Source organism: Nonomuraea sp. SYSU D8015 (assembly GCF_008065375.1).
GTDB lineage: Bacteria > Actinomycetota > Actinomycetes > Streptosporangiales > Streptosporangiaceae > Nonomuraea.
Window position 1 is genome coordinate 1 of record NZ_VJYI01000047.1, and the last position, 22,863, is coordinate 22,863.

The window sequence follows — 22,863 nt, forward strand, 5'->3', positions numbered from 1 at the left end:
CAGCCAGTCGAAGGACTCGGTCTGCAGGGCCAGAAGGTCAGGAACTTCGAGAGGCTCCTGGATGCGCGCAAAAGAGACGCGACGGGGACCAGCGGGTACGGCGGAGGCGTTGCGCGAGGCTGCCAACAGATGTCCTTCCGAGGGCTCGCGATGGACTGACTACACGCACGCCGGACGACATCACGGCCGATATGAAGGAGTGGGACGCCGAGGGCAAGCGTGGAAGGGCAGCATAAAGCAAAAGGGAAACAAATGTCCACACTTATATAAATTGTCAACCTCGATCCCGCCATTAGAATCGCATGCGCACGTGGAAATCGTCAAGCCACACGTACAAAGTGCCTCTTTCGGTCAGGGGTGCGTCCGCGCGCGCAGGCCGAAGGCGAGTGACGCTCCGATCCCCCGCACGATGTCCGGCTCGGCGGCCTGGACGTCATATGACACACTGCTGCGCATGCGCCGCAAGGCGATGTGCTCAGGACTGGTGGCAAGCGCCACGCCTGCCCCGCCGGCTCGTGCCACCTCGATCGGGACGCCGGGCAGTGGGAGACGTACGAGATCGCGCGCGGCCCGCTCGGCGGCATGGACGGGACACGACACAAAGGAGCCGCCGATGCGGAAGAGCGCAGTGTTACGCCGGCCCGCGGGCCGCGTTCTGACCAGGCGCGCGGCACACGTCATCCGGTTGGCGCAAGAAGAAGCCGAAGCGTGCCGGCGCCCGCACGCGTGCGCCGAGCACCTGCTGCTGGGGCTGCTCAGGCTGGATGACGGCGTCGGCGTGCGCACCCTTCGCGACCTCGGGACGGACCTGCGGGCCGTACGCGACGACGCCGAGCGTCATGCAGGCGACGCCCACGCCTCCGTCAGCGCCGAGGAGATCCTCCGGCTCGCCCGCCAGGAGGCGTTCCGGTTCGGCCATCGGTACGTCGGCACCGAACACCTGGTGCTGGCGATCATCAGAGAGGGCCGGAGCGCGGCCGCGCGTATTTTGACAGGTCAAGGAATAGACCTCGACGAAGCCCGCCGCCGCACGATTTCCGTCCTCCGCGCCTGACCGGGCGCAGCCCCATGGCGGGCAGGCGCGGCACCGCGCACACTGCCCTCAGAGACGACCCTCGACCCCGGCGGGAGGCGCGATGGCCAAAGGCGCGATGATCGTGATGCTGGCGGTCCTGCTGGCCACCCGCTGCGGCGGCCCGCCCGCACCCAGCCCGCCCGCCGAGGCCACACCCACCAGCGGCTGCTCGGCCGCCCACCCCATGGAGCCCGGCCGCCACACCCTGACCCACGGCGGGCTGGAGCGCCGCTTCCTGCTGTCGGTCCCCGACGGCGACGGACCCCACCCGGTGCTGCTCGACCTGCACGGCCTCGGCTCCACCGCCACCCAGCAGACCGCCTACAGCAGGCTGGCCGAGGAAGGCTCGCTGCGCGGCTACGTCGTGGCCACACCGCAGGCCGCCGAAGGCCGCATGGGCTGGACGCTGCCCCACACAGGCGGCCCCGACGACACCGGTTTCCTGGCCGCGCTGCTGGACCGGCTGGAGCAGGGGCTGTGCGTCGATCCGCGACGGGTGTTCGCCGCCGGCATGTCGTACGGCGGCGGCATGGCCGCCGGGCTGGTGTGCGCGCTGGAGGGCCGCCTGACGGGGGTCGCGGCCGTGGCCGGGATCACCATCGTCCGCCCCTGCCCCGACCCGCGGCCCACCACGATCGTCGCCTTCCACGGCACCGACGACCGCGTCGTCCCCTACCGCGGCGGCCACCCGCTTCGCAACGCCACCGGCGACCTGCGCAAACTGGCCGACCTGGTGGTGCTGCCGCCGGTGGAGCAGACGATGGACGGCTGGGCCCGGGCACTGGGCTGCGCCGGCCGCACCACCAGCGGCCTCAGCGAGCAGGTACGGCTGATCGGCTGGAAATCCTGCCCTGGCGGGGCCACACTTCGCCTGTACACGATCGACGGCGGCGGGCACACCTGGCCGGGCCCCATCGAGGTGTCCTGGCTCGGGGCCACCACCCGCGACCTGGACGCCACCGCGCTCATCCTCGACATGTTCGACCGCACCCCTTCCCGGTGAATCCAGCCCGTCAGGAGAACTCATGGACGACGTACGCGTCACCCTCGAAGCCGTCCCCCGCGCGGGGCTGACCGAGCAGCGGCTGCGCCAGGCGGTGGCCGAGCACCCCGAGGCGCTGGCGGCGCTGGAGGTGGCCGACCCCGCCCGGCTCACCGTCTCCTTCGCCCCCGGCCTCGGCCACGACCCCGGCGAGAACGCGCCGTTCCAGGCCACCGTGTTCGACCCGATCGGCAACCGCGCCGTCGAGCTGCGCGGCACCCTGGACCGGCCAGAACGCGCCGAGCTGCGCCCCAGCGCCCACCGGCCCCTGCCCGGCCGCGAGGAGATCCTGGCCGCCGCCGCGATCCTGCGTGCCGACCCCCGCTTCCCCTCCGGCGACGACGTCGTCGTCTACCGGCCCATGCCGCCACTGGCCGACGCCGAGAACCCCGACGGCACCACCGTGCGCCGCCCCACCCTCGGCGTCTACACCCCCGGCGAGCCCACCGGGCTGCGCCACCGCATCGTCGCCGTCGACCTGGTCGGCCGCACCGTCGACTGGACGCCCGCCGGCGTCAACGTGCGCATGCACCACGACTGCGAGGACAGCGTCCCCGAAGGCGTCGACGCCCTGGCCGACCGCGGCGGCCCCGACCAGGTCCGCGTCCGCGTCCACCGCGGCGGCACCGAGTTATGGGACCTGCTGGTGGTGCGCCCACGCGCCTCCGCCCCGCAGAACCCGGGAATGGGCGGCGGCGTCGAGCTGCGCAACGTCCGCTACCGCGGCAAGCTCCTGCTGCGCCAGGCCCACGTGCCGATCCTCAACGTCGAATACGACGAGGGCACGACCTTCCGCGACGACGTCGCCTTCGAAACCCGCTTCTCGGCCACCGGCAGCGACCCCGTCAGCTGGGGCTGGCGGCTGTGCACCAGCGCGCCCCGTACCATCCTGGAACGACCGACCACCGACGCCGGCAACTTCCAGGGCGTCGCCTTCCACCACGACGGCGAGCAGCTGCGCATCGTCAGCGAACTGGCCGCGGGCTGGTACCGCTACGCCAGCGACTGGCGGCTGCGCGACGACGGCGACATCGACCCCCGCTTCGGGTTCGCCGCCACCCGCAACCCCATGACGTGCCTGGTCCACCGCCACCACGCCTACTGGCGGCTCGACTTCGACATCGAAGGCGCCGGCAACGACGTCGTCGAGCAGATCGACGACACCGGCTCCACCATCCCCGAACCCGTCCCGATCATCCGCGAGACCTCCCGCCGGCGCCGCCACCCCGCCCGCTACTGGCAGGTACGCGACAAGTCGAGCGGCCGCGGCTACCAGATCCACCCGGGCGAGTTCGACGGGACGGCCGACGCCTACGGTGTGTCCGACCTGTGGTTCCTGCGCCACCACCCGCGCGAGCTCGACGACGGCAACCCCGGCCCCCGCGACCGCGCCGCCATCAACCGCTGGCTCAACGGCGAGAGCATCAACGGCGCCAACGTCGTCGTCTGGTACGCCGGCCACTACTACCACGACCAGGCCCACCCCCAGCCCCACCAGGGAGAGCTCATCGGGCCGCGACTGTCACTCATCTAGCCTAATCTTGTCGCTCATGAGTCAGGTGGGACACGCGACGGCCCGCGCACTGCTGCGCCGGCTGGCCGTCGAACAGGCCGAATGCAGGGTGCCGTCGCTGACGGCCGCGATCGTGCGCGACGGCCGCACGGCATGGTTCGCAGGCCGCGGCCGCGTCGGCGACGCCACGCCGACGGCCGCCACCCAATACCGGCTGGGCTCGATCACCAAGAGCATGGTCGCGGTGGTCGTCATGCGGCTGCGCGACGAGGGCGTTCTCGGCCTGAACGACACCCTCGACACCCACCTGCCCGGCGCGCCGCACGGCCGGCTGACCGTCGCCCAGCTGCTGTCGCACACCGCCGGCCTGACCGCCGAACCGCCCACCGCCTGGTGGGAGCGGACCCCCGGCGTTCCCACCGGCGAGCTGTTCGAGCGGCTGGGCCCCGGCGAGCTCAAGCACCGGCCCGGCCGCCGCTTCCACTACTCCAACGTCGGCTTCGCGCTGCTCGGCGAGCTCGTCGCCCACCTGCGCGGCACCAGCTGGCTGAAGGCGGTGCAGGGCGAGGTGCTGGCCCCGCTCGGCATGAACGACACCACCGCCCGCCCCCGCCGCCCGCACGCCACCGGGTACGCCGTCCACCCGTGGGCCGACGTGGTGCTGGCCGAGCCCGAGCACGACGCCGACGCCATGGGGCCGGCAGGCCAGCTGTGGTCCACGCCGCACGACCTGGCCCGCTGGGCGGCATTCCTGTGCGGTGACACCGGCGGCGTGCTGTGCCCCGACACGCTGGCCGAGATGCGCGAACCGGCCGGCGTCGACGACGGCGACGCCTGGACGGGCGGCTTCGGGCTCGGCCTGCAGCTGGCCAGGACCGGCGGACGGCGCCTGGCCGGGCACACCGGTTCCATGCCCGGCTTCCTGGCCAGCGTGTGGGCCGACCCGGCCGAGGGGGTGGGGGTGTTGTTCATGGCCAACACCACCTCCGGCCTGAGCGGCCGCCTGGCCACCGACCTGCTCGACATCCTCGACGAGCACGAGCCGCGCCTGCCCGACGAATGGCGGCCCGTCTCCGCCGACCCCGACCTGCTCGCGCTGACCGGGCTGTGGCACTGGGGGCCCAAGCCGTACGCGCTGCGGCTGCTGCCCGACCGCGGCCTGTCGCTGGAGCCGCTCAACGGGGCCGGCCGCGCCTCCAGGTTCGTCCCCCAGGCCGACGGGACGTGGCTGGGGCTGGACGGCTACTACGCCGGGGAGACGCTGCGGGTGGCCGCCGACCACCTCGACCTCAACACCTTCGTCTTCACCCGCGAGCCGTACGACCCGGCGGCGCCGGTGCCGGGCGGGGTGAGCGACTGGCATGCCTGAACGAGCGGCCGGGCTCCGCCGCCGTCGGAGCCCGGCCGATCCACATGGTCCCGGCTCAGCAGAAGACGCCGGTGATGGTGAGGTGCTCGCGGTCACGGATCTTGTGAGGCCCAGCCGCCGGGCCTCCCCCCCGCCTGTCCAGGGATACCGCGCGGCACCCCCGGCTATGGTCTTGTAGCCGACGGCCCGGCACGGGACCCAGACCGCGTCCCAGTCCTCGTACCAGGGAGTGGCCTGCCCGCGGGTGAGACGGTGCTGGTGGGAGTCTCCGCACGGCCCGTTGTTGCCGTTGCACCAGCGCACCGCGTCCGACCCTCCCGAGACGATGCTGGAGCTCGCGGCTCTCGTGGACAGGACCCTGCACGAAGCCGGGGTGCATCCACGGCTCTGGAGCACCGGGACCACCTATACGCTCCCTCTGGAACGCCCGCTGGACGCCGCGACCGCGCGTGCCTTCGCGGCCCGCTATTTCCTCACCGGCCTGTACGCGCGCGACCTGAACGTCGAACGCATGTACTTCTACAACTGGGGCGGCGGGAAGATCCCGATCGTCCGCGACGGCGGCACACAGCGGGCCGCGATCATCTGGACGGTCGCCGGCAGCGCCGAGCTCACGGCACACCGGAGCGCGACGATGCTGCACCGGCTCGACGGCACCTCCCATCCGGTCCGCCGGGGAGACACCATCACCGTCGGCCAGGAGCCGGTCTTCGTCGAAGGCTGACCGGCGGAGATCGTGCCTGCGCCGTTGAGGCTGGGCGCGCTCGCCGAGACGCCGGCGGACTCGCCGTCGTCAGGCCGACAGCGTCCGTGCCAGGTCGGCGGCCGAGCCCGGGGGCAGGGCGCCGTGCAGCAGCTCGACCCGGTGCACCAGGCGGGGCGAGGCCAGCGGCACCCCACGCGCGGCTGCACCGGCTGGCAGGGCCGAGGAGGGCAGGAGGGTCAGGCCGTGTCCGGCGGCCACGAGGTTGAGCAGCGTGTGCACGTCGTCCCCCTGGTACTCCAGCGCCGCCGGGAACCCGTCCCCCACCAGATCCCGCAACCGCGCCAGCGGGCACAGCGGCGTCTGCAGCCAGCGCGCGTCCACCAGGTCCGCCAGCCGCAACGCCGCCCGTCCCGCCAGCGGATGATCGCCCGGCAGGGCCACGACGAGATCCTCCTCGGCGATCCCCACGGTCGTCATCGGACCGGTGTCGGGCAGGCGCAGCGGATCACTGGGCGCCGCGATGCCGTCCGCCAGCCCCAGATCCGCCTCACCCTCGGCCACCAGCGCGGCGACCTGCTCGCGTCCGCACGTCACCAGCGTCACATCAAGCCGCGGCTGCTGGGCGCGCGCCCGGGCCAGGCGGGCGGCCACAACCGCGTTGACGGCCAGCGGGGTGGCGGCCAGCCGGAGCCGGTGCCGGGGCAGGGCCGCCGCACGCAGCACGTCGGCGCGGGCCGCACGCAGGCGCAGCAGCAGCGGCTCGGCGTGCTCCAGCAGCCGCCGCCCGGCCGGGGTCGGCTCCACCGGGCGCCGGCCGAGCAGCACCAGCCCCAGATCGGCCTCGAGCGCGGCGATCTGCTGGGAGATCGCCGACTGGGTGTAGCCGAGCTCGGCGGCGGCCGCGGAGAAGGAGCCGTGCCGGGCGACGGTCACGAACGTGGTCAGCAGATGAGGGTCCATCAGTGTTGCTTATAGCAGGTGCAGATTTCATCGTTGGCGCTTAAGGGGTGGTGCCGACCAGGATGGGGGCATGAGAATCGCCCTTGTGGGGGACCGCTCCCCCAGTGTCCGCTCGCACGTCCGCATCCCGCTGATCATGGAGGCGCTGCGCGAGCGCGACGGGATCGTGCTCGACCCGTACTGGATCCCCACCACCGACGTGACCGGGCTGGCCGCCTTCGACGGCATCTGGCTGCTGCCGGGCAGCCCGTACCGCGACGAGGCCGGCGCGGTCGAGGCCGCGCGCGTCGCCCGCGAGGAGCGGATCCCGTTCCTGGGCACGTGCGGCGGCTTCCAGCACATGCTTCTGGAGGTCGCGCGGAACGTGTGCGGGCTGGACGTGGCGCACGCCGAGAACGACCCGGACGCGCGCGACTTCCTGCTCACACCGCTGGCGTGCTCCCTGGCCGGCCACGAGAGCCTGGTACGGCTGACGCCCGGCTCGCTGATCGAGCAGATCATGGGCGTCCCGGCCACCATGGAGGCCTACATCTGCTCGTACGGGCTCAACGAGTCCTACAAGCGGACGCTGGCCGCGGCGGGGCTGGTGTTCTCCGGCCACGCCGAGGACGACGGCGCAGTGCGGGTCGCCGAGCTGCCCGGGCACCCGTTCTTCCTGGCCACCATGTTCCAGCCGGAGCTGGCCGGCGACGGCAGCCGGGCGCACCCGGTGATCTCGGCCTTCGCCGCCGCGGTCACCCGCCGCGGTGCTCTGGTCCCAGACGTGTCCCCAGCCACCGGGTAGCCGGGGTTTCGGCATGGGACACTCGATCGGGTGCAGCCTGAGGAAATCCGCCGCGTGGCCGCCGCGCTGGGCGCCGCCGTCGTGGCGACGCGCCCCCTGGCCGGTGGATTCTCGCACGAGACGTGCCTGCTCACGCTGACCGGCGGCCAGGTCGTCGTCCGGCTCGGCGGGCCCGATCCCGCCGTCGAAGCGGCCGTCATGGACGCCGCCCGCGGTCACGTCCCCGTTCCGCGGGTGCTGCACGTGCTGCCCGCAGAGGCAGGTGACGGCGCCGCCCGGCCCGCCATGGTCCTGGAATACGTGGCGGGCACGCCGCTCAGCCAGGTGCTCCAGGAGGCCGGGCGAGACGGCGTGTGGGAGCTCGGCGCGGAGGTCGGGCGGCTGGACGCCGCCACGCGACGGGCGTGGTCGGAGTTGTGCACGGCCCACGCCCCGGCGCTCGGCCGCGTCGACCAGCACAGCCGCCTCGTGCACGCCGACGTCGACCCCAAGAACATCCTCGTCGTCACGCGCACGGGCGGCGGCTGGCGCGTGGACGCCGTGCTCGACTGGGAGTTCTCCTACTCCGGATGCCCGTACGGCGACGCGGCCAACATGATCCGCTTCGCCGCGGATTACCCCGCCGCGTTCACCGCGGGCTTCCGCGCCGCCTTCGCCGCCTGCCGGCCCGCCGATCTGCCGCCGCCCGGAGAATGGGCGTATCTGGGGCGCGTGCTGGACATGTTCGCCCTCAGCGACCTGGTCACCCGCCCGGGTGAGCATCCCGTCGCCGACCAGGCGGCCGGCGAGATCCGGCGCTGGGTCGCCGACGGCGTGCCTGACGCCCGATGAGGGGTACGAGCCGCTGACCGAAAGTCCGCAGAAGCCATCGGCCTTGAGGCCGTGGATGAATGCGATCCCCGATAGGGGATGGTCCGGCGGAGCCGGGACAGCCCGGGCGCGAAGCGCGGACCTGGGATCTCAGCGAATCAATGGGGCACGGCCGGAGAGGCGCTGAAGCGGGAATCGATCGAACGGGCGTGCGACAACCAAGCCGTCGGGTGAGACCTCGCCTCTTTAGGGCGAGGAGCAGGTCAAGTTCCGGGGGTTTCGGCGAGTGCGGCGAGTTTGCGGAGGGAGCGGCGCACCAGAGCGGCCGCGATCGGGGCGGCGACCGGCCACAGGGCCCGCCCGAGCACGCCGAACGGCAGGAGCAACTCCTCGGCCCAGACGACGCGGGTGCCGCCCGCGCTCGGACGTACCCGGATCGCGCCCCGGCCGCGCACCACCCGGCCGGTGTGCTCCACGCGCACCAGCGCCGGCGGCTCCCAATGGGTGATCGTCATCGTGTCGAGGAAGCCGAACGGCCGCACCCCGGAGTAGGCCTCGATCCGGTCCGGGCCCACCTGCCGGGCGCTGGTCAGGAACATCCACTCACGGTGCCTGGGCCAGTCGGTGAGCACCGCGAACACCCGCTCAGGTGGTGCCGCCACCTCGACGGCGGCGCCCATGTAGACAGGTTTCACACTCGTCACGATCCCATACCCGCGGGCCCTCGGGGGCTGTCGGCGGCGCTGGCCATCCTCGGCTTTCATGAAGTGTCCGGCCGGGGTGATCAAGGGCGGGGTCGGGCTGCGACCGGCTGCCGAGGCGACCACCGTACGGGTGCGCGACGGCGACGAGATCGGCGGGTTCAGCGTCTTGAACTCCCTGTCGTTCCCTGAAGGAATCAGGCGACTCCGACGGGCGTAACCCGACCTGGGCCGCCTCTGTGCTCGGCGAGTGGGAGCATCAGGGGTGGCGTGGGCGTCGCCGGTCGGCACACGGCTGGAGGTGCTGTCAACGGCCGCCGGTGAACGGGGCCTCGCCCTCCTTGAGCGGGCGGAAGCGCAGCGCCGACCACACCTCGTCCACCGCGACCTGGCTGATGGGCCGCAGGCCGTACTCGCCGACGATCGGCCACAGCATGTCGCGGTTGATGTCGGACTTGTTGCCCTTGGGGTAGGCCACCCACAGCACGCCGGGTGCGGTGAGCTCGTCGCGGTGCCGGTCGAGCAGGCTCCGGGCCGCGGCGGCGTCGGCGGCGAAGACGACCGCGACGCCCGCCTCCTTGAGGTGCTCGACGTGGTGCGCCCCGTCGGGCAGCGGATCGAGGAGGGTCCGGTGGGCGGCGTCGGACACCCACACGGTCGTGTCCGGCTTGATGAGCAGCTTGGCGGCGACGGTCTTGGTGTCCATGTCGGTTCCTCGTGTAGGTCAGGCTCAGCACACCGGCTGGGGCAGGCGTGAGGGGATCTGCCCGATCCCTCCTCGGACAACCTCCCACCGACAAATTGAATTGTCAAGACGGGCGTATTCGTCGGCACAGGCAGGGCTGGGGCGCTCCCGGCTCAGGACTCGAGGAAATGGAGCACGGCCAGCACCCGGCGGCTGTAGCCGGTGGTGTGGGAAAGGCCGAGCTTGTCGAACAGGGAGTTGACGTGCTTTTCCACCGCGCTCTGCGACACGTGCAGCGCCTGCGCGATCGAGGCGTTGGTCAGCCCCTGCGCCATCCGCTCCAGCACTTCGCGCTCACGACCCGTCAGCCGGGAGAGGGGATCCACCTGAGTCGTACGCGCCAGCAACTGGCGCACCACCTCCGGGTCGAACGCCGCTCCCCCGGCGCCCACCCGCTCCAGCGCGTCCAGGAAGTCGCCGACCTGCGCCACCCGGTCCTTCAGCAGGTAGCCGACGCCGGCCACGTCCGCGCTCATCAGCTCGGTGGCGTAGCGCTTCTCCACGTACTGCGACAGCACCAGCACCTTGACCGCCGGCCAGCGGCGCCGGATCTCCAGCGCGGCCCGCAGCCCCTCGTCGGTGTGGGTCGGCGGCATGCGCACGTCCACCACCACGATGTCCGGCTCGTACGCCGCCACCGCCGACACCAACGCCTCGCCGTCGCTGACCGCGGCCGGCACCTCGTGGCCCTCCTCCAGCAGCAGCCGCACCAGGCCCTCGCGCAGGAGCGTGGAGTCCTCGGCCAGGATCACCCGCACGGAAGTACCGCCGTGATCGTCGTCGGCCCGCCCACCGGGCTGCTCACATCGAACCTGCCGTCCAGTGCCGCCACCCTCCTGGCCAGCCCGGACAGGCCGCCGCCCGCCGCGCTCGCGCCGCCCGCCCCGTCGTCACGCACCCGTACGACCACCGCGGCGCCCTCCTCCGGGCCCTCCTCGCGCACCTCGACCGTGATGAGCCCGGCGCCGGAGTGCTTGGCGGCGTTCGTGACCGCCTCGCACACCACGAAGTACGCCGCCGTCTCCACTGCCATCGGCGGCCGCCGGCGCAGCTCGCAGACCACCCTGACCGGCACGCTGGAACGTTCGGCCACCCCCGCCAGCGCCTCGCCCAGGCCCAGCGAGTCCAGTCCGCTCGGATAGACCCGCCAGGCCACCTCGCGCAGCTCGGCCAGCGCCTGCTGCGCCTCCTGGTGCGCCTGCTCCAGCAGCTCCAGCCGCCCTCGTTTGGCCCGCCCGACCAGCATCGACAGCGCCACCAGACGCTGCTGCAGGCCGTCGTGCAGGTCCCGCTCGATGCGGCGCCGCTCGGAGTCGACCGCCGCCACGATCCCCGCCCGGCTCTCGGCCAGCTCGGCGATCCTGCGCTCCAGCGCCTCGGTGCGGTCCGGGGCCAGCATCCGCTCGGCCAGCCGCCGCTCCAGCGCGTGCACCCCCGCCAGTCCCGTCAGCGCGAGGAACAGCAGCACGGTCGCGAAGGCGCCGGTGTAGAGAGCCAGGGGCAGCGAGCGCGCCATCCCGTCGAACGGCTCGTTCCGGATCCACGCCCAGGCCAGCAGTCCGCACTGCCAGGCGCCCCACAGGGTGAGAAGAATCACCATCCCGCCCAGCAGCCCCATGGGCACGCGCGCGGCCAGGTATCGCAGCAGCCGCGGCCCGTCGTCGCCGGCGAGCGCGTCCAGGCGGCCGATGTCCAGGCGCAGCCGGCGCGCCTCCAGCCGGGCCAGCCCCCGGGCCGCCGCGGCGGCCCGCGGCGTGGTCGCGAACGGCAGCGCCAGCACCACGAACGCCACGCCCGTCAACGCGGTGAACGCGCCCAGCGCCACCGCGCCCAGCTGCCGCAGGCCCTCAACGACGAGACGCATGCCGGCCCTTGCGCCTCTCAGCCAGCCGCACGCCGACGAACACCAGCACCGCCGCCACCACCATCGCGATCACCACGTTGGTGCCGATGCCGACGTAGGCCTCGACCAGCGACCAGTTCTCCCCCAGGAAATAGCCTGCCAGCACGAAGGCAGTGTTCCAGATCAGGCTGCCGGCCGTGGTCAGCAGGGTGAAGGTGGGCAGCGGCATCCGCTGCACGCCCGCCGGGACCGAGATGAGGCTGCGGAAGATGGGGATCATCCGTCCGAAGAACACGGTCTTGCGGCCATGGCGCAGGAACCACGCCTCGGTCTTCTCGATGTCGGACACCTTCACCAGCGGCAGCCGGGCGGCGATGGCGAGCACGCGCTCGCGGCCCAGTAACGCCCCCACCCAGTACAGCGCGAGGGCGCCGACCACGGAGCCGAGGGTCGTGCACACCAGCACGTCCAGCAGGTCCATCTCGCCCCGGCTGGCGGTGAAGCCCGCCAGCGGGAGGATCACCTCGCTGGGCAGGGGCGGGAACAGGTTCTCCAGCGCGATAGCGAGGCCCGCCCCAACGGCCCCGAGCGTCTCCATCAGTCCAACAAGCCAGTCAGTCATGAGGGTAAGGCTATGGAAGATCAGATATGGCCGGAATGAGGCAGGTGCCCGATCGAAACTGCGGTAAACCACACCCCTCCCGTACCGTACACTGTACGGTCGTGAGCGTCATGACGGATCTGGCCCGGCACGCAGCAGTCTTCCAACCCGGTGACCCGCCCAGGGCCGGGCAGGTCACCTTCCTCGACCCCGACGGGGCCGACACGGTGACCGTGGCCGAGCCGCACGACGGCACGATACGCACCCGCGAGGTCACGGCGACCCGCGTCCCCGTGGCCGACGCCGTGGCGGCGCTGGCCAGGGCCCGCACGGACGAGCGCGCCCACCCCGCCGCCCGCTTCTGGGGCGCGGCCGCCCTGATCGCCCTGCAGCTCGTCACCCGCGGCCGGATCCTGCCCGGGGTGACGGCCGACGGCCACGACTCCTGGCGCGCCGGCCCGCTGGACGCGGCCGACGTCCAGCGCATCCGCGACCTGGCCGCCGCCATGCCCGCCAGCGCCCGCGCCATCCCCCTGCCGTCATCCGAGGCCTCGGCCCGCCCCGCGGTCGCGGCCGACACCGGAGGAGGCGCCGTCCGCGGAATCGGTCCGGTGGCCCAGAGCGGCGAGCCGGCCGTCGGAGGGGTGAAGACCGTCATCGGCGGCGACCGTAAGGATGGGGCAGCCGCCGCACCCGGTTGGGGAGTCCCGCACGACGGCGCCGACGGCGGAGGCGCTGCGGATGGCGGGGACGCGCAAACGGGCCGAGACGGTCAAAGCCGCAACGGCGTCGACCCGGGCCGCGACCGCGACGCGGGCCAGGGCAGCGGGACCGAGGCCGCCGAGGTGTGGCTGCCCGATGCCGAAGGGCTGGTGCGGGCCTTTCTGGACGCCGTGGCCGACGCCATGCCGCGCTCGCCCGGCGCCGTACGCGCCACCGGCACCACCGCCTACGCCGCCGTCAAACCCGTCAAGGTGCCCCACCTGCGCCCCTGGGCCGAGGAGGTGTCGGCCGGGCTCGACTCCGGCGTGCGACTGTCACTGCGGCTGGAGGCCGACGACCTGGCCGCCGCCGATTTCCGCGCCGTCGTGCAGCTGCACAGCCTCGCCGACCCCTCCCTCGTCGTGGATGCCGGCGACCTGTGGCAGGGCCGCGACCCCGGCCTGGGTCCGCGCGCCAGGATCGAGGCCACCCTCGCCGTACGCCGCGCCGCCCGCGTCTGGCCTCGCCTGGAGCGGCTGCTCGACAACGCCGTGCCCGACGAGCTCACACTGTCCGACGGCGACGTGGAGGAGCTGCTGGCCGGCGCCGCCGACCGGCTGGCGGCCGCCGGCGTGGCGGTGCACTGGCCCAAAGCCCTGGTACGCGGCCTCACCGCCCGCGCCGTCGTCGGCGAACGCGACGCAGCCCCCTCCGACCTGCCCTCCTTCCTCGGCGGCCACCACCTGACCAGCTTCAACTGGCAGCTGGCGCTCGGCGGCCGGCAGCTGACCGCGGCCGAGACGGACCAGCTGGCCGAGGCCCACCGCCCCGTCGTACGGCTGCGCGACCAGTGGGTGCTCATCGACCCCGACCTGGCCCGAAAGGCCCGCCAGCGGGACCTCAAGCCTCTGACCGGCCTGCAGGCGCTCGGCGCCGCCCTCACCGGGACGGCCGAGGTCGAGGGCGAGCAGGTCACCGTCGAGCCCACCGGCTGGCTGCGCGAGCTGCGCGACCGCCTGGCCGAGCCCGAGAAGATCGACCCGCCCGCGGGCCTGGCCGCGCGGCTGCGCGACTACCAGTTGCACGGCCTGCGCTGGCTGGCCAGGATGACCTCGCTCGGCCTCGGCGGCTGCCTGGCCGACGACATGGGCCTGGGCAAGACGATCACTCTGATCGCGCTCCACCTGCACCGCGCCGAGGCCGGGACCGGCCCGACGCTCGTGGTCTGCCCGGCCTCGCTGCTGGGCAACTGGGAGCGGGAGATCACCAGGTTCGCGCCCGGTGTGCCGGTACGCCGCTACCACGGGACCGCCCGCACGCTGGCCGACGAGGGATTCGTGCTGACCACGTACGGCACCATGCGCCTGGACGCGGCCACGCTGGCCGCTCACCCGTGGGGCCTGCTCGTCGCCGACGAGGCCCAGCACGTCAAGAACCCCGCCTCCGGCACCGCCAAGGCGTTGCGCGAGATCCCCGCCGCCGCCCGCGTCGCCCTCACCGGCACCCCCGTCGAGAACAACCTGTCAGAGCTCTGGGCCATCCTCGACTGGACCACGCCGGGCCTGCTGGGGCCGCTGGCCAGGTTCCGGGCGCGATGGGCCAAACCGGTCGAGTCCGGCGACAGCGGCGCCGCCGCCCGGCTGGCCCGGCTCGTGGGGCCGTTCCTGCTGCGCCGCCGCAAGAGCGACCCCGGCATCGCGCCCGAGCTGCCGCCCAAGACCGAGACCGACCACCCGGTCGCGCTCACCACCGAGCAGGCCGGACTGTACGAGGCGGTCGTCCGCGAGATCATGACCCAGATCGCCGGCGCCACGGGCATGGCCAGGCGCGGCCTCGTCGTCAAGCTGCTGACCGGGCTCAAGCAGATCTGCAACCACCCCACCCACTACCTGCACGAGACCGACCCGCGCCTGACCGGCCGCTCCGGCAAGCTGGAGCTGCTCGACGAGCTCGTCGACACCATCGTCGCCGAGGACGGCGCCGTGCTGGTGTTCACCCAGTACGTCGCCATGGCCCGCCTCATCGACAAGCACCTGACCGCGCGCGGCGTGGCCACGCAGCTGCTGCACGGCGGCACTCCGGTCGCCCGCCGCGAGGAGATGGTCCGCCGCTTCCAGGACGGCGAGATCCCCGTGTTCCTGCTGTCGCTCAAGGCCGCCGGCACCGGCCTCAACCTCACCCGCGCCGACCACGTGATCCACTACGACCGCTGGTGGAACCCCGCCGTGGAGGACCAGGCCACCGACCGCGCCTACCGCATCGGCCAGACCCGCCCCGTCCAGGTGCACCGCCTCATCGCCGAGGGCACGATCGAGGACCGCGTCGCCCAGATGCTGGCCGCCAAGCGCTCGCTCGCCGAGTCCGTGCTCGCCTCCGGCGAGGCCGCCTTCACCGAGCTGACCGACGCCGAACTCGCCGCCCTCGTGGAGCTCAGATGAACGCCGCCCGCGGTTTCCGCGCCTTCCCGCCGCAACGCGCCGGCGCCCGCTTCGCGACCTCCTGGTGGGGCCGCGCCTGGGTCAAGGCCGTGGAGGACACCTCGCTCGACCAGGTCCTGCTGCGTAAAGGCCGCGCGTACGCCAAGACCGGCAGGCTCGGCCCCATCACCGTCAGCCCCGGGCGTATCGCCGCCGTCGCCGAAAGCGAGTACGACACCGTCGTCCGCGTCGAGCAGCTCTCCGACGCCGAGTGGGAGCGTTTCCTCGACCAGGTCGCCGCCAAGAGCGGGCACATCGCCGCACTGCTGGACCGCGACATGCCGCACGACCTGGTCAAGGCCGCCGAGGACGCCGCCGTGCCCCTGCTGCCTGCCGTCGGCGACCTGGATCCGGATTGCTCCTGCCCCGACTGGGGGCTCCCGTGCGCGCACGCCGCGGCCCTGTGCTACCAGGTGTCCTGGCTGTTGGACGCCGACCCGTTCGTGCTGCTGCTCATGCGGGGACGCGGCGAGCGGCGGCTGATCGAGGCGCTCCAGCGGCGCGAGCCGCCCATGGGGCTGTCGGCCGGCGCGGGCGGTCCCGGCGCCGCGAGAGTCGCAGCCGAGGTGGCCGCGGCTCGCGGGGCGTTGACGGACTCCGGGATGGCGGCAGACGACGAGGTGTCCCCGGCACGCGGTGCGGCAGCTCGGGGGGTGCCCGCGGCGGAGGCGTTCGAGGCCGGGGAGCCGGTGCTGCCCGATCCGCCGCCGTACGACGTGCCTTTCGCTCCGCCTGCGCTGGACCCGCCGCCGGGCGCCGACGGCCCCAGTGCGGCGGCCCTGCGCGTGCTGGCCGCCTCCGCCGCCTCCCGCGCCCGCGAGCTGCTGGACCGCGGCCGGCTCCCCGAGCTGACCGAATACCAGGACCGGGTTCGCCTGGCCGCCGAGCACGACCTCGACCTCGGCCTGGACACCGCCGTCGCGGCCTGGCGGTACGGCGGCGCCGACGGCCTGGAGGTGCTGGAATCGGCCTGGACACCACCCCGGCAGGACCTGGCCAGGGCACACGCCCGACTGGCGGCCGGCTGGGAGGGCGAGCGGCCGCCCGAGATCCAGACCTGGCGCAACCGCTGGACCATAGGCTCGTTGCAGCTGCGCTACGGCCGTGACGGCCGCTGGTACCCGTTCGTCGAACGCGAGGGCCGCTGGTGGCCCGCCGGCCCGCCCGAACGCGACGCCTCCACGCTCGCGGCCGCGTCCGAACGCGACGCCTCCACGCTCGACGGCCGCTCCTGAACGCCGCATCTGACGCCCACCGCTCACGCCCGGAAGGACGCGACCGGACCCCATCAGAAGCCGATCGAGCGCGTCAGGAGCGGTCAGGAGGTGGTCGCACCGGCCGGAAGGGGGCGGGAGCGGTCAGGGAGGTGACCGCACCGGCCGGAAGGGGAGCGAGAGCGGTCAGGAGACGGTCGAGCACGCCGGGAGGTGATCGGACCGGTCAGGAGGCGTAGCGTGCGACCAGTTCCGCGCCGATCCTCGCCAGTTCGGCGCGGACCGGCTCCGGCTCCACCACCTCCACCCGGGCGCCCCACCCCGCCAGGTGCTCGGCGATCGACAGCGCCATCGGCGCCGCCACCCGCAGCCGGACCCGGCCGTCGGCCTCCTCCCCCAGCACCTCGCTGTGGCGGCCGAACTGGTCCCGCAGCACGCGCACGTGCCGGTCCTCGATCAGCACCACCGCCGACACCAGCGAGCGCCGCTGCTCGACCTCGTCCACGACCCGCTCCCACTCCGCCGACAGGTCGAAGTCGTCGGGCCGCTCCGCGGGCAGGTCCGTCACCACGGCCTCGGCGACGCGATCCACACGGAACGTCCGCCGCCCGGCCTCGGTACCGGCCAGCAGGTACCACACGCCGTCCTTGTCGACGAGCCCCAGCGGATCCACCAGCCGCTCGGTCGAGCGGCCGCCCCGGCCGGTGTACGCCAGCCGCACCTTCCGCCGGCCGACGACGGCGCCCTGCAGTTCCTCGACCAGAGCGGGCAGTTCCCGGCCGACCTCGCCCCAGCGCACCGCGTCCGACACCACCGCCCGCGCCGCGACCTCGGCGTCGGCGCGGAACGTGGCCGGCAGGGCGCGCATGAGCTTGCGCAACGCGGAGGTCAGCGGCGGCGCGGCCGTCGTGGCCGGGCCCAGCAGCAGGAACAGCGCCCGCGCCTCGGCCGCGGTCAGGCCGCTCAGATCGGTACGCGCGCCGCCGACGAGCTGCCACCCGCCGCCCCGCCCCGGCTGCGGGTACACCGGGATGCCCGCCGAGGACAACGCCTCCAGATCCCGGCGGGCGGTGGCCACGGAGATCTCCAGCTCCTCGGCCAGCTCCGCGGCGGTCACCCGGCCACGGGCCTGGAGCAGCAGCAGGGCGGCGACAAGACGATCGGCACGCATGTCCTCATGGTCGCAAACAAAGTGCTCAATCGGTGAGCACTTTGGCAGGAAGGATGGTTCTCAAGGACTCGACGAGAGAGGAAACCGACATGCTGAGCGGGCTCACCACCGTCGCCCTCTACACCCCCGACATGGAGGCGACCAAACGCTGGTACACCGAACTCCTGGGCGTCCCGCCGTACCTCGACACCCCCGACTACATGGAGTTCCGCATCGGCGACTACCTGCACGAGCTGGGCTTCGTCAACAGCGTCCACGCGGGCACCGAACTGGCCATGACCCCGGCCCCGCAGACCACCGGACCGGCGGGCGCCCTGGTGTACTGGCACGTCGACGACGTGCAGGCGGCCCTCGACCGGCTCCTGGCCATGGGCGCCGGACCGCACGACACCCCGCACGACCGCGGCCAGGGCTTCATCACCGCCTCGGTGATCGATCCCTGGGGCAACATCCTCGGCCTGATGTACAACCCGCACTACCTCAGCGTCCGCGACTCGATCAGGAGCGTGTCATGACGACGATCCTCACCGACGCCGCCGCGTGGCGAGGCTGGCTGGCCGAGCACCACGACACCACGACCGAGGTCTGGCTCGTGATCGCCAAGAAGGGCACCACCGATCCGACCACCCTCACCTACCTCCAGGCCGTCGAGGAGGCGCTGTGCTTCGGCTGGATCGACGGCCAGGCCCGCTCCCGCGACGAGGCCACCTACCTGCAGCGCTTCAGCCCGCGCCGCCCCCGCAGCCCATGGTCGCGGCCCAACGTCGCCCGCGTCGAGCGTCTGGAGCGCGAGGGCAGGATGCACACGGCGGGCCTGGCGGCCGTCGAACGCGCCAAGGCCGACGGCCGCTGGCCTGCGCCGGGGGCGGCCTGAGCCGGAGGCGGCCCTGACGGCATCTCCCGCCGGAGCGGCACCGCGCGGACAGGGCCTCGAGCCGCGCCGGACCTCTCCAACCGGCGCGGGCTTCCAGCCACTCGGTAGCAGCGGGCGCGACGGGCGTCCATGACACGGGGATTCAAGGTGGCGACGGAAGCCGCGTAGCGCGCCTGCGGCCGCAGCCGGGCGGTACCGGAAGTCATGGGGTAAACTGAAGACACCGAGGACTTTTCGAGCGTTGGCATTCAGGTCGGCGTCGCCCCCGGCGAACCACCAGCGGCTCCCTTCGGAGGGCCTGGACAGGTCAGGCGACCATGACGCCGACGCTTCTTTCTCAACGCACACCGCTCAGCGCAGTCTCATCCGCGATTCCTCGGATCGATTCCACGCTACGGCTCAGTCTTCATTCGGTGCTGGACCGGCGAGCCGTGGTGGACGGGGCCTGGTGGCCCTACTCCTGCGACGCGGCCGCCGAGCTGCCCGGTCTCATCGCCGCCGTTGATCAGCGGCTGGGGCGGACCACGCTCCTGGTAGGCGTGCATCGGGACGCGTGGCAGCGCATCCCCCGCCGGATCCCGGCACGCGGACGGACGGTCCGCATCGGATGGTTCCGCCACGCCGACCCTCACGTGATCGTTCTGTTCTTCGCCTCGGACAAACCGGTCGCCCTGCTGATCATCCCGCCAGGCACCGCTCCCGGCCCCGCCGAGGCCGCACTCAAGCTCACCGCCCAGGACACCGCCCACTTGACGGGCGAGGCGATCTTGACCATCGCGCACCTGCCGCCCGAGCCTGCTCAGCGCGCGACGGCCGACGGCCCGTCCCGCTGGGAGAACGAGGGCGGGCCGGTCACCCGGCAGGAGGCGCAGTGCTCCACCAGACGACCGCCGACGCCGGCGTGACACGTGCCGCCTGCCGGCCGGATCGAGCGGTTCAGACACCGCCCGTTCTGGCGGCGGACCGATCTCCGTCCGGCAGGCAGCTCATCCCATGTCATCTTCTCCCGTGAGGAGACCTTCCATGACCGTCATCGACACCGCCCCGCTCGGCGCGGCCGGCCCATCAAGGCCCACCGTCGTCCGCCTGTCCGGCGAGATCGACGTCTTCACCAGTGCGGCGCTTCGCCGGCAACTGCTGTGCACGCTGCACTGCAGCAAGAGCCTGCTCATCGTCGACCTGTCGGAGGTGTCCTTCTGCGACGCCTCCGGACTGGCCGTGCTGGTCGGCATCCAGCACCGCGCCCGGCCGATGGGCATCACCGTGGCTCTGACGGCGCCCCGCCCGTTCATGTCCCGGTTGCTGCACATCACCGGCCTGGACCGCGGCTTGCCCATTGTGGCGTGATCGAATGTCCACCCAGGTTTCTCAGCCTCCGGCCCAGGCATACGACGGGCGATCGCCGTTCCCGCGCATCCAGGGCGTCAGCGTCCATGCCGGGCAGGCGGCACTGACGGCCACGATCGTGATCGCGCCGTTCATCGCGCTTGGCGTCGGCATCTGGCTGGCTTGGGGAACCGGGATCACCCTCACCGACCTGCTGCTGGCCGCCGTCTTCTACATCGTGACCGGGCTGGGGGTGACGGTCGGCTTCCACCGGCTGCTGACCCACCGCTCCTTCACCGCCCGGCCCTGGCTGCGCGTCGTCCTGGCCGTGGCCGGGTCGATGAGTTTTCAGGGCAACCTCATCGACTGGGTGGCCGTCCACCGCCGTCACCACGCCTTCACCGACCAGCCCGGAGACCCGCACTCCCCCTACCGCTACGGCACCCATCTCGGCGGGCGACTGCGCGGCCTGGCTCACGCCCACGTGGGGTGGCTGTTCACCAGCGAGCCGACATCGGCCGCACAGTATGCCCCCGACCTGCTGCGCAACGATCCGGTCATGCTGCGTGTCTCACGCGCCTTCCCCGCCTTGTGCGCCGTCTCCCTGCTCCTGCCGTTCGCGGCGGGCTGGGCGATCAGCGGCAGCCTCTACGGCGGGCTGACCGCGTTCATCTGGGCCGGCCTGGTCCGCATCGCTCTGCTGCAGCACGTCACCTGGAGCGTCAACTCCCTGTGCCACATGATCGGTGACCATCGGCACACGACCCACCACCACGACCGCGCCACCGACCTGGGGCCGCTTGCCCTGCTGTCCTTCGGAGAAAGCTGGCACAACGGCCACCACAGCCAGCCCAACTGCGCCCGGCACGGCCGCGGCCCTCGCCAGATCGACCCCTCAGCCGCACTCATCGGCCTGTTCGAACGCCTGAACTGGGCCACCAACGTGCACTGGCACCCTCCTGACGTCCTGCACCACCACCGCACGGTGGCCGGCAAACACACACTGCGCACCGGCGCCCACCCCACCGGCGGGTCATCACTCTAAGTCTCGAGCCTCATGGCCAGGCCCGCCATAGCCCAGCCCGAGCCGGCAGCGCCCCGCCCGGCAGCACTCCAGGGTCTCCGCCGCGGACTCCCGGAGGCCGATCAGCTCGGCGATCCTGGCGTCGATCCGCTCCACCACCGCCTCCAGCCGCCACCGCTCGCTCTCGCACGTCGCCCCGCCCTGATCGTGCGCGGTCAGGGCGTCGACGACCTCGTCCAGCGTGAATCCCAGCTCCTGCAGGGACTTGGCCATCCGGATGCGCTCCACCGCAGCGGCGTTGAAGATCCGGTACCCCGACGGCCGGCGCTCGGCCACGGGCAGCACCCCGCGCCGCTCGTAGAAACGCACCGTGTCGACGCTCACCCCGGCCTGGCGGGCGACCTGCCCGATTTTCACCGGCGCTCACCTCTTGACTCTGGACTCTGGTCCAGACTTTAGGGTTTCCGTGATCGCGCCCACAAGGGCGCCTCCCGGAAAGGAGTCCGCACGTGGACATCCCACCTGCGACCACCCCCGTCGTCTGCGACCTGACCGGTGCCACCGACACCGCGCAGGAGCGGCTGGAGGAGTACCGGCGGCTGTTCGCCCAGGCCCTCGCCGGCCGCGAGCGCACCGACCAGGGCATCCGATTCCGGCTGCGCGCCGAGCCGGGCGTGCGGGCCTGGACGGAGGACCTGGCCGCACGGGAGAAGGCCTGCTGCGCCTTCTTCGCCTTCGAGATCACCGACGACGGCGACCAGATCCTGTGGGACTGCGCGGTCAGCGACGACGACGTCGCCCGCGCCGTGCTGGAGGAGTTCTACCGCCTGCCCGACACCGCCGGCCATAGCCCCGCCGAGGTACGCGACCGCCTGACCGGCCAGGGCCTGGCCTTCACCGCCGACCCCCTGTCCTAAGGTGATCGGCATGGCCGTGCTCCGCTCCATCGCCCTGTTCGCCCTGGCCGCCCTCGCCGAGATCGGCGGCGCCTGGCTGGTGTGGCAGGGCTGGCGCGAGCAGCGCGGCCTGCTGTGGATCGGCGCCGGCATCGTGGCCCTGGGCGCCTACGGCTTCGTGGCCACCTTCCAGCCCGACCCGAACTTCGGCCGCGTCCTGGCCGCCTACGGCGGTGTCTTCGTCGCCGGGTCCCTGGCCTGGGGCATGGCGGTCGACGGCTTCCGCCCCGACCGGTGGGACGTCATCGGCGCGCTGATCTGCCTGGCCGGCGTCGCCGTCATCATGTACGCGCCGCGCTCCTGAGTTTCACGACGCGACCGAGATGACGTGCCGCACCGACGTGTGGTCGTCGATCAGGTCCAGCATGCATTCGGCCAGGTCGGCGCGGGTGGTGGTGAGGCCGCCGCGGATGTTGAGGTCCCTGGCCGTGCGGTAGCGGTTGGTGCGCCCGGCGTCCGTCAGCCGCGAGGGCCGCACGATCGTCCAGTCCAGGTCGCTGGAGCGCAGCAGCCGCTCGGAGGCGGCCAGGTCGGCGTAGGCGTGCCGGAACAGCCGCTGCACGATGAGCGGCTTGAGCACGTACCGCGTGAGCGGGCCGTCGCCCGCGTCGGTCACCATGCCGCTCGCGCCGACCGTGAGCACGCGCCGGACCCGCACCCGTTTCATGGCCTCGATGATCGCGGCGACGCTGGCGGAGTGGACGGTGGTCGGGCCGCGCTCGCGCGTGCCCATGGCGCTGAGCACGGCGTCGCGGCCCTCGACGGCCGGCGCGATGGCGTCGGGGTTCATCACGTCGGCCTCGACGACGTCGACGCGGGTACGCAGGTCGGCGGGCAGGCGGGACGCCCGGCGCACGACGGCGGTGATCTCGTGGGCCAGGTCGAGCCCTTGGCGGACGAGCTCCAGGCCGGTGCCGCCGGTTGCTCCGAAGACGACGAGTCTCATGAGTCTTCCCTTCCGATGGTGGGT

27 protein-coding genes are annotated in these 22,863 nt (G+C 72.8%); 17 read left to right on the forward strand and 10 right to left on the reverse strand.

Annotated features, from left to right (window positions below; translation table 11 throughout):
• Positions 1–351 precede the first annotated feature (351 nt).
• A complete protein-coding gene (locus ID574_RS57955; protein ID WP_188197623.1) occupies positions 352–600 on the reverse strand; it encodes a hypothetical protein in 249 nt (82 codons plus the stop codon).
• A gap of 13 nt (positions 601–613) precedes the next feature.
• Between ID574_RS57955 and ID574_RS57960 the strand changes: the two genes are divergently transcribed.
• The 5 genes from ID574_RS57960 (at position 614) to ID574_RS57980 (ending at position 5,723) form a co-directional block, all read left to right on the forward strand.
• Positions 614–1,054 (forward strand): Clp protease N-terminal domain-containing protein, encoded by a 441-nt coding sequence (locus ID574_RS57960; RefSeq protein WP_188197624.1) that lies wholly within the window; start codon positions 614–616, stop codon positions 1,052–1,054.
• An 82-nt stretch (positions 1,055–1,136) separates the two neighbouring features.
• On the forward strand, positions 1,137–2,078 hold the full coding sequence (locus ID574_RS57965) for a CE1 family esterase (RefSeq protein WP_188197626.1): 942 nt from the start codon (positions 1,137–1,139) through the stop codon (positions 2,076–2,078).
• Positions 2,079–2,100: 22 nt separating this feature from the next.
• Positions 2,101–3,651, forward strand: coding sequence for a hypothetical protein (locus ID574_RS57970; RefSeq protein ID WP_188197627.1), 1,551 nt, complete (start codon positions 2,101–2,103; stop codon positions 3,649–3,651).
• A gap of 16 nt (positions 3,652–3,667) precedes the next feature.
• Positions 3,668–4,999: a serine hydrolase domain-containing protein gene (locus ID574_RS57975; protein WP_188197629.1), complete on the forward strand. Its 1,332-nt coding sequence runs from the start codon at positions 3,668–3,670 to the stop codon at positions 4,997–4,999.
• A gap of 283 nt (positions 5,000–5,282) precedes the next feature.
• The gene (locus ID574_RS57980; RefSeq protein WP_188197630.1) at positions 5,283–5,723 is read left to right on the forward strand and encodes a hypothetical protein; all 441 of its coding nucleotides are present in this window, start codon (positions 5,283–5,285) and stop codon (positions 5,721–5,723) included.
• 69 nt (positions 5,724–5,792) lie between these two features.
• Here the strand turns inward: ID574_RS57980 and ID574_RS57985 are convergent, their stop codons facing one another.
• On the reverse strand, positions 5,793–6,665 hold the full coding sequence (locus tag ID574_RS57985) for a LysR family transcriptional regulator (RefSeq protein ID WP_188197632.1): 873 nt from the start codon (positions 6,663–6,665) through the stop codon (positions 5,793–5,795).
• 70 nt (positions 6,666–6,735) lie between these two features.
• Here ID574_RS57985 and ID574_RS57990 point away from each other — a divergent pair, with 70 nt between their 5' ends.
• Both ID574_RS57990 and ID574_RS57995 read left to right on the forward strand, forming a co-directional pair.
• Complete coding sequence (locus tag ID574_RS57990; RefSeq protein ID WP_188197633.1) at positions 6,736–7,449, forward strand: CTP synthase C-terminal region-related (seleno)protein; 714 nt, start codon at positions 6,736–6,738, stop codon at positions 7,447–7,449.
• Positions 7,450–7,479: 30 nt separating this feature from the next.
• On the forward strand, positions 7,480–8,280 hold the full coding sequence (locus ID574_RS57995; RefSeq protein WP_188197635.1) for a phosphotransferase: 801 nt from the start codon (positions 7,480–7,482) through the stop codon (positions 8,278–8,280).
• A gap of 242 nt (positions 8,281–8,522) precedes the next feature.
• On the opposite strand, the gene ID574_RS58000 is transcribed toward ID574_RS57995, so the two are convergent.
• Positions 8,523–8,954, reverse strand: coding sequence for an SRPBCC family protein (locus tag ID574_RS58000; protein ID WP_223168174.1), 432 nt, complete (start codon positions 8,952–8,954; stop codon positions 8,523–8,525).
• 67 nt (positions 8,955–9,021) lie between these two features.
• On the opposite strand from ID574_RS58000, the gene ID574_RS58005 reads away from it, so the two are divergent.
• On the forward strand, positions 9,022–9,180 hold the full coding sequence (locus ID574_RS58005) for a YciI family protein (protein ID WP_188197637.1): 159 nt from the start codon (positions 9,022–9,024) through the stop codon (positions 9,178–9,180).
• A gap of 87 nt (positions 9,181–9,267) precedes the next feature.
• On the opposite strand, the gene ID574_RS58010 is transcribed toward ID574_RS58005, so the two are convergent.
• From ID574_RS58010 to ID574_RS58025, 4 genes are all read right to left on the reverse strand, one after another.
• Positions 9,268–9,666 carry a hypothetical protein gene (locus ID574_RS58010; protein ID WP_188197639.1) on the reverse strand — a complete coding sequence of 133 codons (399 nt, stop codon included), beginning with the start codon at positions 9,664–9,666 and terminating at the stop codon, positions 9,268–9,270.
• A gap of 152 nt (positions 9,667–9,818) precedes the next feature.
• The gene (locus ID574_RS58015; RefSeq protein WP_188197640.1) at positions 9,819–10,463 is read right to left on the reverse strand and encodes a response regulator; all 645 of its coding nucleotides are present in this window, start codon (positions 10,461–10,463) and stop codon (positions 9,819–9,821) included.
• Positions 10,454–11,569 (reverse strand): sensor histidine kinase, encoded by a 1,116-nt coding sequence (locus ID574_RS58020; RefSeq protein WP_188197642.1) that lies wholly within the window; start codon positions 11,567–11,569, stop codon positions 10,454–10,456. The genes ID574_RS58015 and ID574_RS58020 overlap by 10 nt, the downstream gene beginning before the upstream one ends.
• Complete coding sequence (locus ID574_RS58025; RefSeq protein ID WP_188197643.1) at positions 11,553–12,170, reverse strand: DedA family protein; 618 nt, start codon at positions 12,168–12,170, stop codon at positions 11,553–11,555. The genes ID574_RS58020 and ID574_RS58025 overlap by 17 nt, the downstream gene beginning before the upstream one ends.
• A 110-nt stretch (positions 12,171–12,280) precedes the next feature.
• Between ID574_RS58025 and ID574_RS58030 the strand changes: the two genes are divergently transcribed.
• A complete protein-coding gene (locus ID574_RS58030) occupies positions 12,281–15,289 on the forward strand; it encodes a DEAD/DEAH box helicase (RefSeq protein ID WP_188197669.1) in 3,009 nt (1,002 codons plus the stop codon).
• Positions 15,286–16,563: an SWIM zinc finger family protein gene (locus ID574_RS58035; protein WP_188197645.1), complete on the forward strand. Its 1,278-nt coding sequence runs from the start codon at positions 15,286–15,288 to the stop codon at positions 16,561–16,563. Before ID574_RS58030 ends, ID574_RS58035 begins: the two co-directional genes overlap by 4 nt.
• 205 nt (positions 16,564–16,768) lie before the next feature.
• On the opposite strand, the gene ID574_RS58040 is transcribed toward ID574_RS58035, so the two are convergent.
• A complete protein-coding gene (locus ID574_RS58040) occupies positions 16,769–17,713 on the reverse strand; it encodes a helix-turn-helix transcriptional regulator (RefSeq protein ID WP_188197647.1) in 945 nt (314 codons plus the stop codon).
• A gap of 89 nt (positions 17,714–17,802) precedes the next feature.
• On the opposite strand from ID574_RS58040, the gene ID574_RS58045 reads away from it, so the two are divergent.
• From ID574_RS58045 to ID574_RS58065, 5 genes are all read left to right on the forward strand, one after another.
• Positions 17,803–18,228 carry a VOC family protein gene (locus ID574_RS58045; protein WP_188197648.1) on the forward strand — a complete coding sequence of 142 codons (426 nt, stop codon included), beginning with the start codon at positions 17,803–17,805 and terminating at the stop codon, positions 18,226–18,228.
• The gene (locus ID574_RS58050; protein ID WP_188197650.1) at positions 18,225–18,587 is read left to right on the forward strand and encodes a YdeI/OmpD-associated family protein; all 363 of its coding nucleotides are present in this window, start codon (positions 18,225–18,227) and stop codon (positions 18,585–18,587) included. The genes ID574_RS58045 and ID574_RS58050 overlap by 4 nt, the downstream gene beginning before the upstream one ends.
• A 317-nt stretch (positions 18,588–18,904) precedes the next feature.
• The gene (locus tag ID574_RS58055; RefSeq protein ID WP_223168175.1) at positions 18,905–19,492 is read left to right on the forward strand and encodes a DUF5994 family protein; all 588 of its coding nucleotides are present in this window, start codon (positions 18,905–18,907) and stop codon (positions 19,490–19,492) included.
• 118 nt (positions 19,493–19,610) lie between these two features.
• Positions 19,611–19,934, forward strand: coding sequence for an STAS domain-containing protein (locus ID574_RS58060; RefSeq protein WP_188197652.1), 324 nt, complete (start codon positions 19,611–19,613; stop codon positions 19,932–19,934).
• A 4-nt stretch (positions 19,935–19,938) separates the two neighbouring features.
• Positions 19,939–20,958 (forward strand): acyl-CoA desaturase, encoded by a 1,020-nt coding sequence (locus ID574_RS58065; RefSeq protein WP_188197653.1) that lies wholly within the window; start codon positions 19,939–19,941, stop codon positions 20,956–20,958.
• On the opposite strand, the gene ID574_RS58070 is transcribed toward ID574_RS58065, so the two are convergent.
• On the reverse strand, positions 20,950–21,354 hold the full coding sequence (locus ID574_RS58070) for a MerR family transcriptional regulator (protein WP_188197654.1): 405 nt from the start codon (positions 21,352–21,354) through the stop codon (positions 20,950–20,952). The two genes, ID574_RS58065 and ID574_RS58070, sit on opposite strands and share 9 nt — an antisense overlap.
• A 92-nt stretch (positions 21,355–21,446) precedes the next feature.
• Between ID574_RS58070 and ID574_RS58075 the strand changes: the two genes are divergently transcribed.
• Together ID574_RS58075 and ID574_RS58080 are read left to right on the forward strand one after the other, a co-directional pair.
• Positions 21,447–21,854, forward strand: coding sequence for a hypothetical protein (locus ID574_RS58075; protein ID WP_188197655.1), 408 nt, complete (start codon positions 21,447–21,449; stop codon positions 21,852–21,854).
• A gap of 10 nt (positions 21,855–21,864) precedes the next feature.
• A complete protein-coding gene (locus ID574_RS58080; RefSeq protein ID WP_188197656.1) occupies positions 21,865–22,197 on the forward strand; it encodes a YnfA family protein in 333 nt (110 codons plus the stop codon).
• A 3-nt stretch (positions 22,198–22,200) separates the two neighbouring features.
• Here the strand turns inward: ID574_RS58080 and ID574_RS58085 are convergent, their stop codons facing one another.
• Positions 22,201–22,839, reverse strand: coding sequence for an NAD(P)-dependent oxidoreductase (locus tag ID574_RS58085; RefSeq protein WP_188197657.1), 639 nt, complete (start codon positions 22,837–22,839; stop codon positions 22,201–22,203).
• Positions 22,840–22,863: the final 24 nt, after the last annotated feature.

What these genes read in the sequence shown, in the direction of transcription:
- ID574_RS57960 (WP_188197624.1), top strand. Translation starts at nt 614, where the DNA reads ATGCGGAAGAGCGCAGTGTTACGCCGGCCCGCGGGCCGCGTTCTGACC.
- ID574_RS57965 (WP_188197626.1), top strand. Translation starts at nt 1,137, where the DNA reads ATGGCCAAAGGCGCGATGATCGTGATGCTGGCGGTCCTGCTGGCCACC.
- ID574_RS57970 (WP_188197627.1), top strand. Translation starts at nt 2,101, where the DNA reads ATGGACGACGTACGCGTCACCCTCGAAGCCGTCCCCCGCGCGGGGCTG.
- ID574_RS57975 (WP_188197629.1), top strand. Translation starts at nt 3,668, where the DNA reads ATGAGTCAGGTGGGACACGCGACGGCCCGCGCACTGCTGCGCCGGCTG.
- ID574_RS57985 (WP_188197632.1), bottom strand. Translation starts at nt 6,665, where the DNA reads ATGGACCCTCATCTGCTGACCACGTTCGTGACCGTCGCCCGGCACGGC.
- ID574_RS57990 (WP_188197633.1), top strand. Translation starts at nt 6,736, where the DNA reads ATGAGAATCGCCCTTGTGGGGGACCGCTCCCCCAGTGTCCGCTCGCAC.
- ID574_RS58005 (WP_188197637.1), top strand. Translation starts at nt 9,022, where the DNA reads ATGAAGTGTCCGGCCGGGGTGATCAAGGGCGGGGTCGGGCTGCGACCG.
- ID574_RS58010 (WP_188197639.1), bottom strand. Translation starts at nt 9,666, where the DNA reads ATGGACACCAAGACCGTCGCCGCCAAGCTGCTCATCAAGCCGGACACG.
- ID574_RS58020 (WP_188197642.1), bottom strand. Translation starts at nt 11,569, where the DNA reads ATGCGTCTCGTCGTTGAGGGCCTGCGGCAGCTGGGCGCGGTGGCGCTG.
- ID574_RS58025 (WP_188197643.1), bottom strand. Translation starts at nt 12,170, where the DNA reads ATGACTGACTGGCTTGTTGGACTGATGGAGACGCTCGGGGCCGTTGGG.
- ID574_RS58030 (WP_188197669.1), top strand. Translation starts at nt 12,281, where the DNA reads ATGACGGATCTGGCCCGGCACGCAGCAGTCTTCCAACCCGGTGACCCG.
- ID574_RS58035 (WP_188197645.1), top strand. Translation starts at nt 15,286, where the DNA reads ATGAACGCCGCCCGCGGTTTCCGCGCCTTCCCGCCGCAACGCGCCGGC.
- ID574_RS58040 (WP_188197647.1), bottom strand. Translation starts at nt 17,713, where the DNA reads ATGCGTGCCGATCGTCTTGTCGCCGCCCTGCTGCTGCTCCAGGCCCGT.
- ID574_RS58045 (WP_188197648.1), top strand. Translation starts at nt 17,803, where the DNA reads ATGCTGAGCGGGCTCACCACCGTCGCCCTCTACACCCCCGACATGGAG.
- ID574_RS58050 (WP_188197650.1), top strand. Translation starts at nt 18,225, where the DNA reads ATGACGACGATCCTCACCGACGCCGCCGCGTGGCGAGGCTGGCTGGCC.
- ID574_RS58055 (WP_223168175.1), top strand. Translation starts at nt 18,905, where the DNA reads ATGACGCCGACGCTTCTTTCTCAACGCACACCGCTCAGCGCAGTCTCA.
- ID574_RS58060 (WP_188197652.1), top strand. Translation starts at nt 19,611, where the DNA reads ATGACCGTCATCGACACCGCCCCGCTCGGCGCGGCCGGCCCATCAAGG.
- ID574_RS58065 (WP_188197653.1), top strand. Translation starts at nt 19,939, where the DNA reads ATGTCCACCCAGGTTTCTCAGCCTCCGGCCCAGGCATACGACGGGCGA.
- ID574_RS58080 (WP_188197656.1), top strand. Translation starts at nt 21,865, where the DNA reads ATGGCCGTGCTCCGCTCCATCGCCCTGTTCGCCCTGGCCGCCCTCGCC.
- ID574_RS58085 (WP_188197657.1), bottom strand. Translation starts at nt 22,839, where the DNA reads ATGAGACTCGTCGTCTTCGGAGCAACCGGCGGCACCGGCCTGGAGCTC.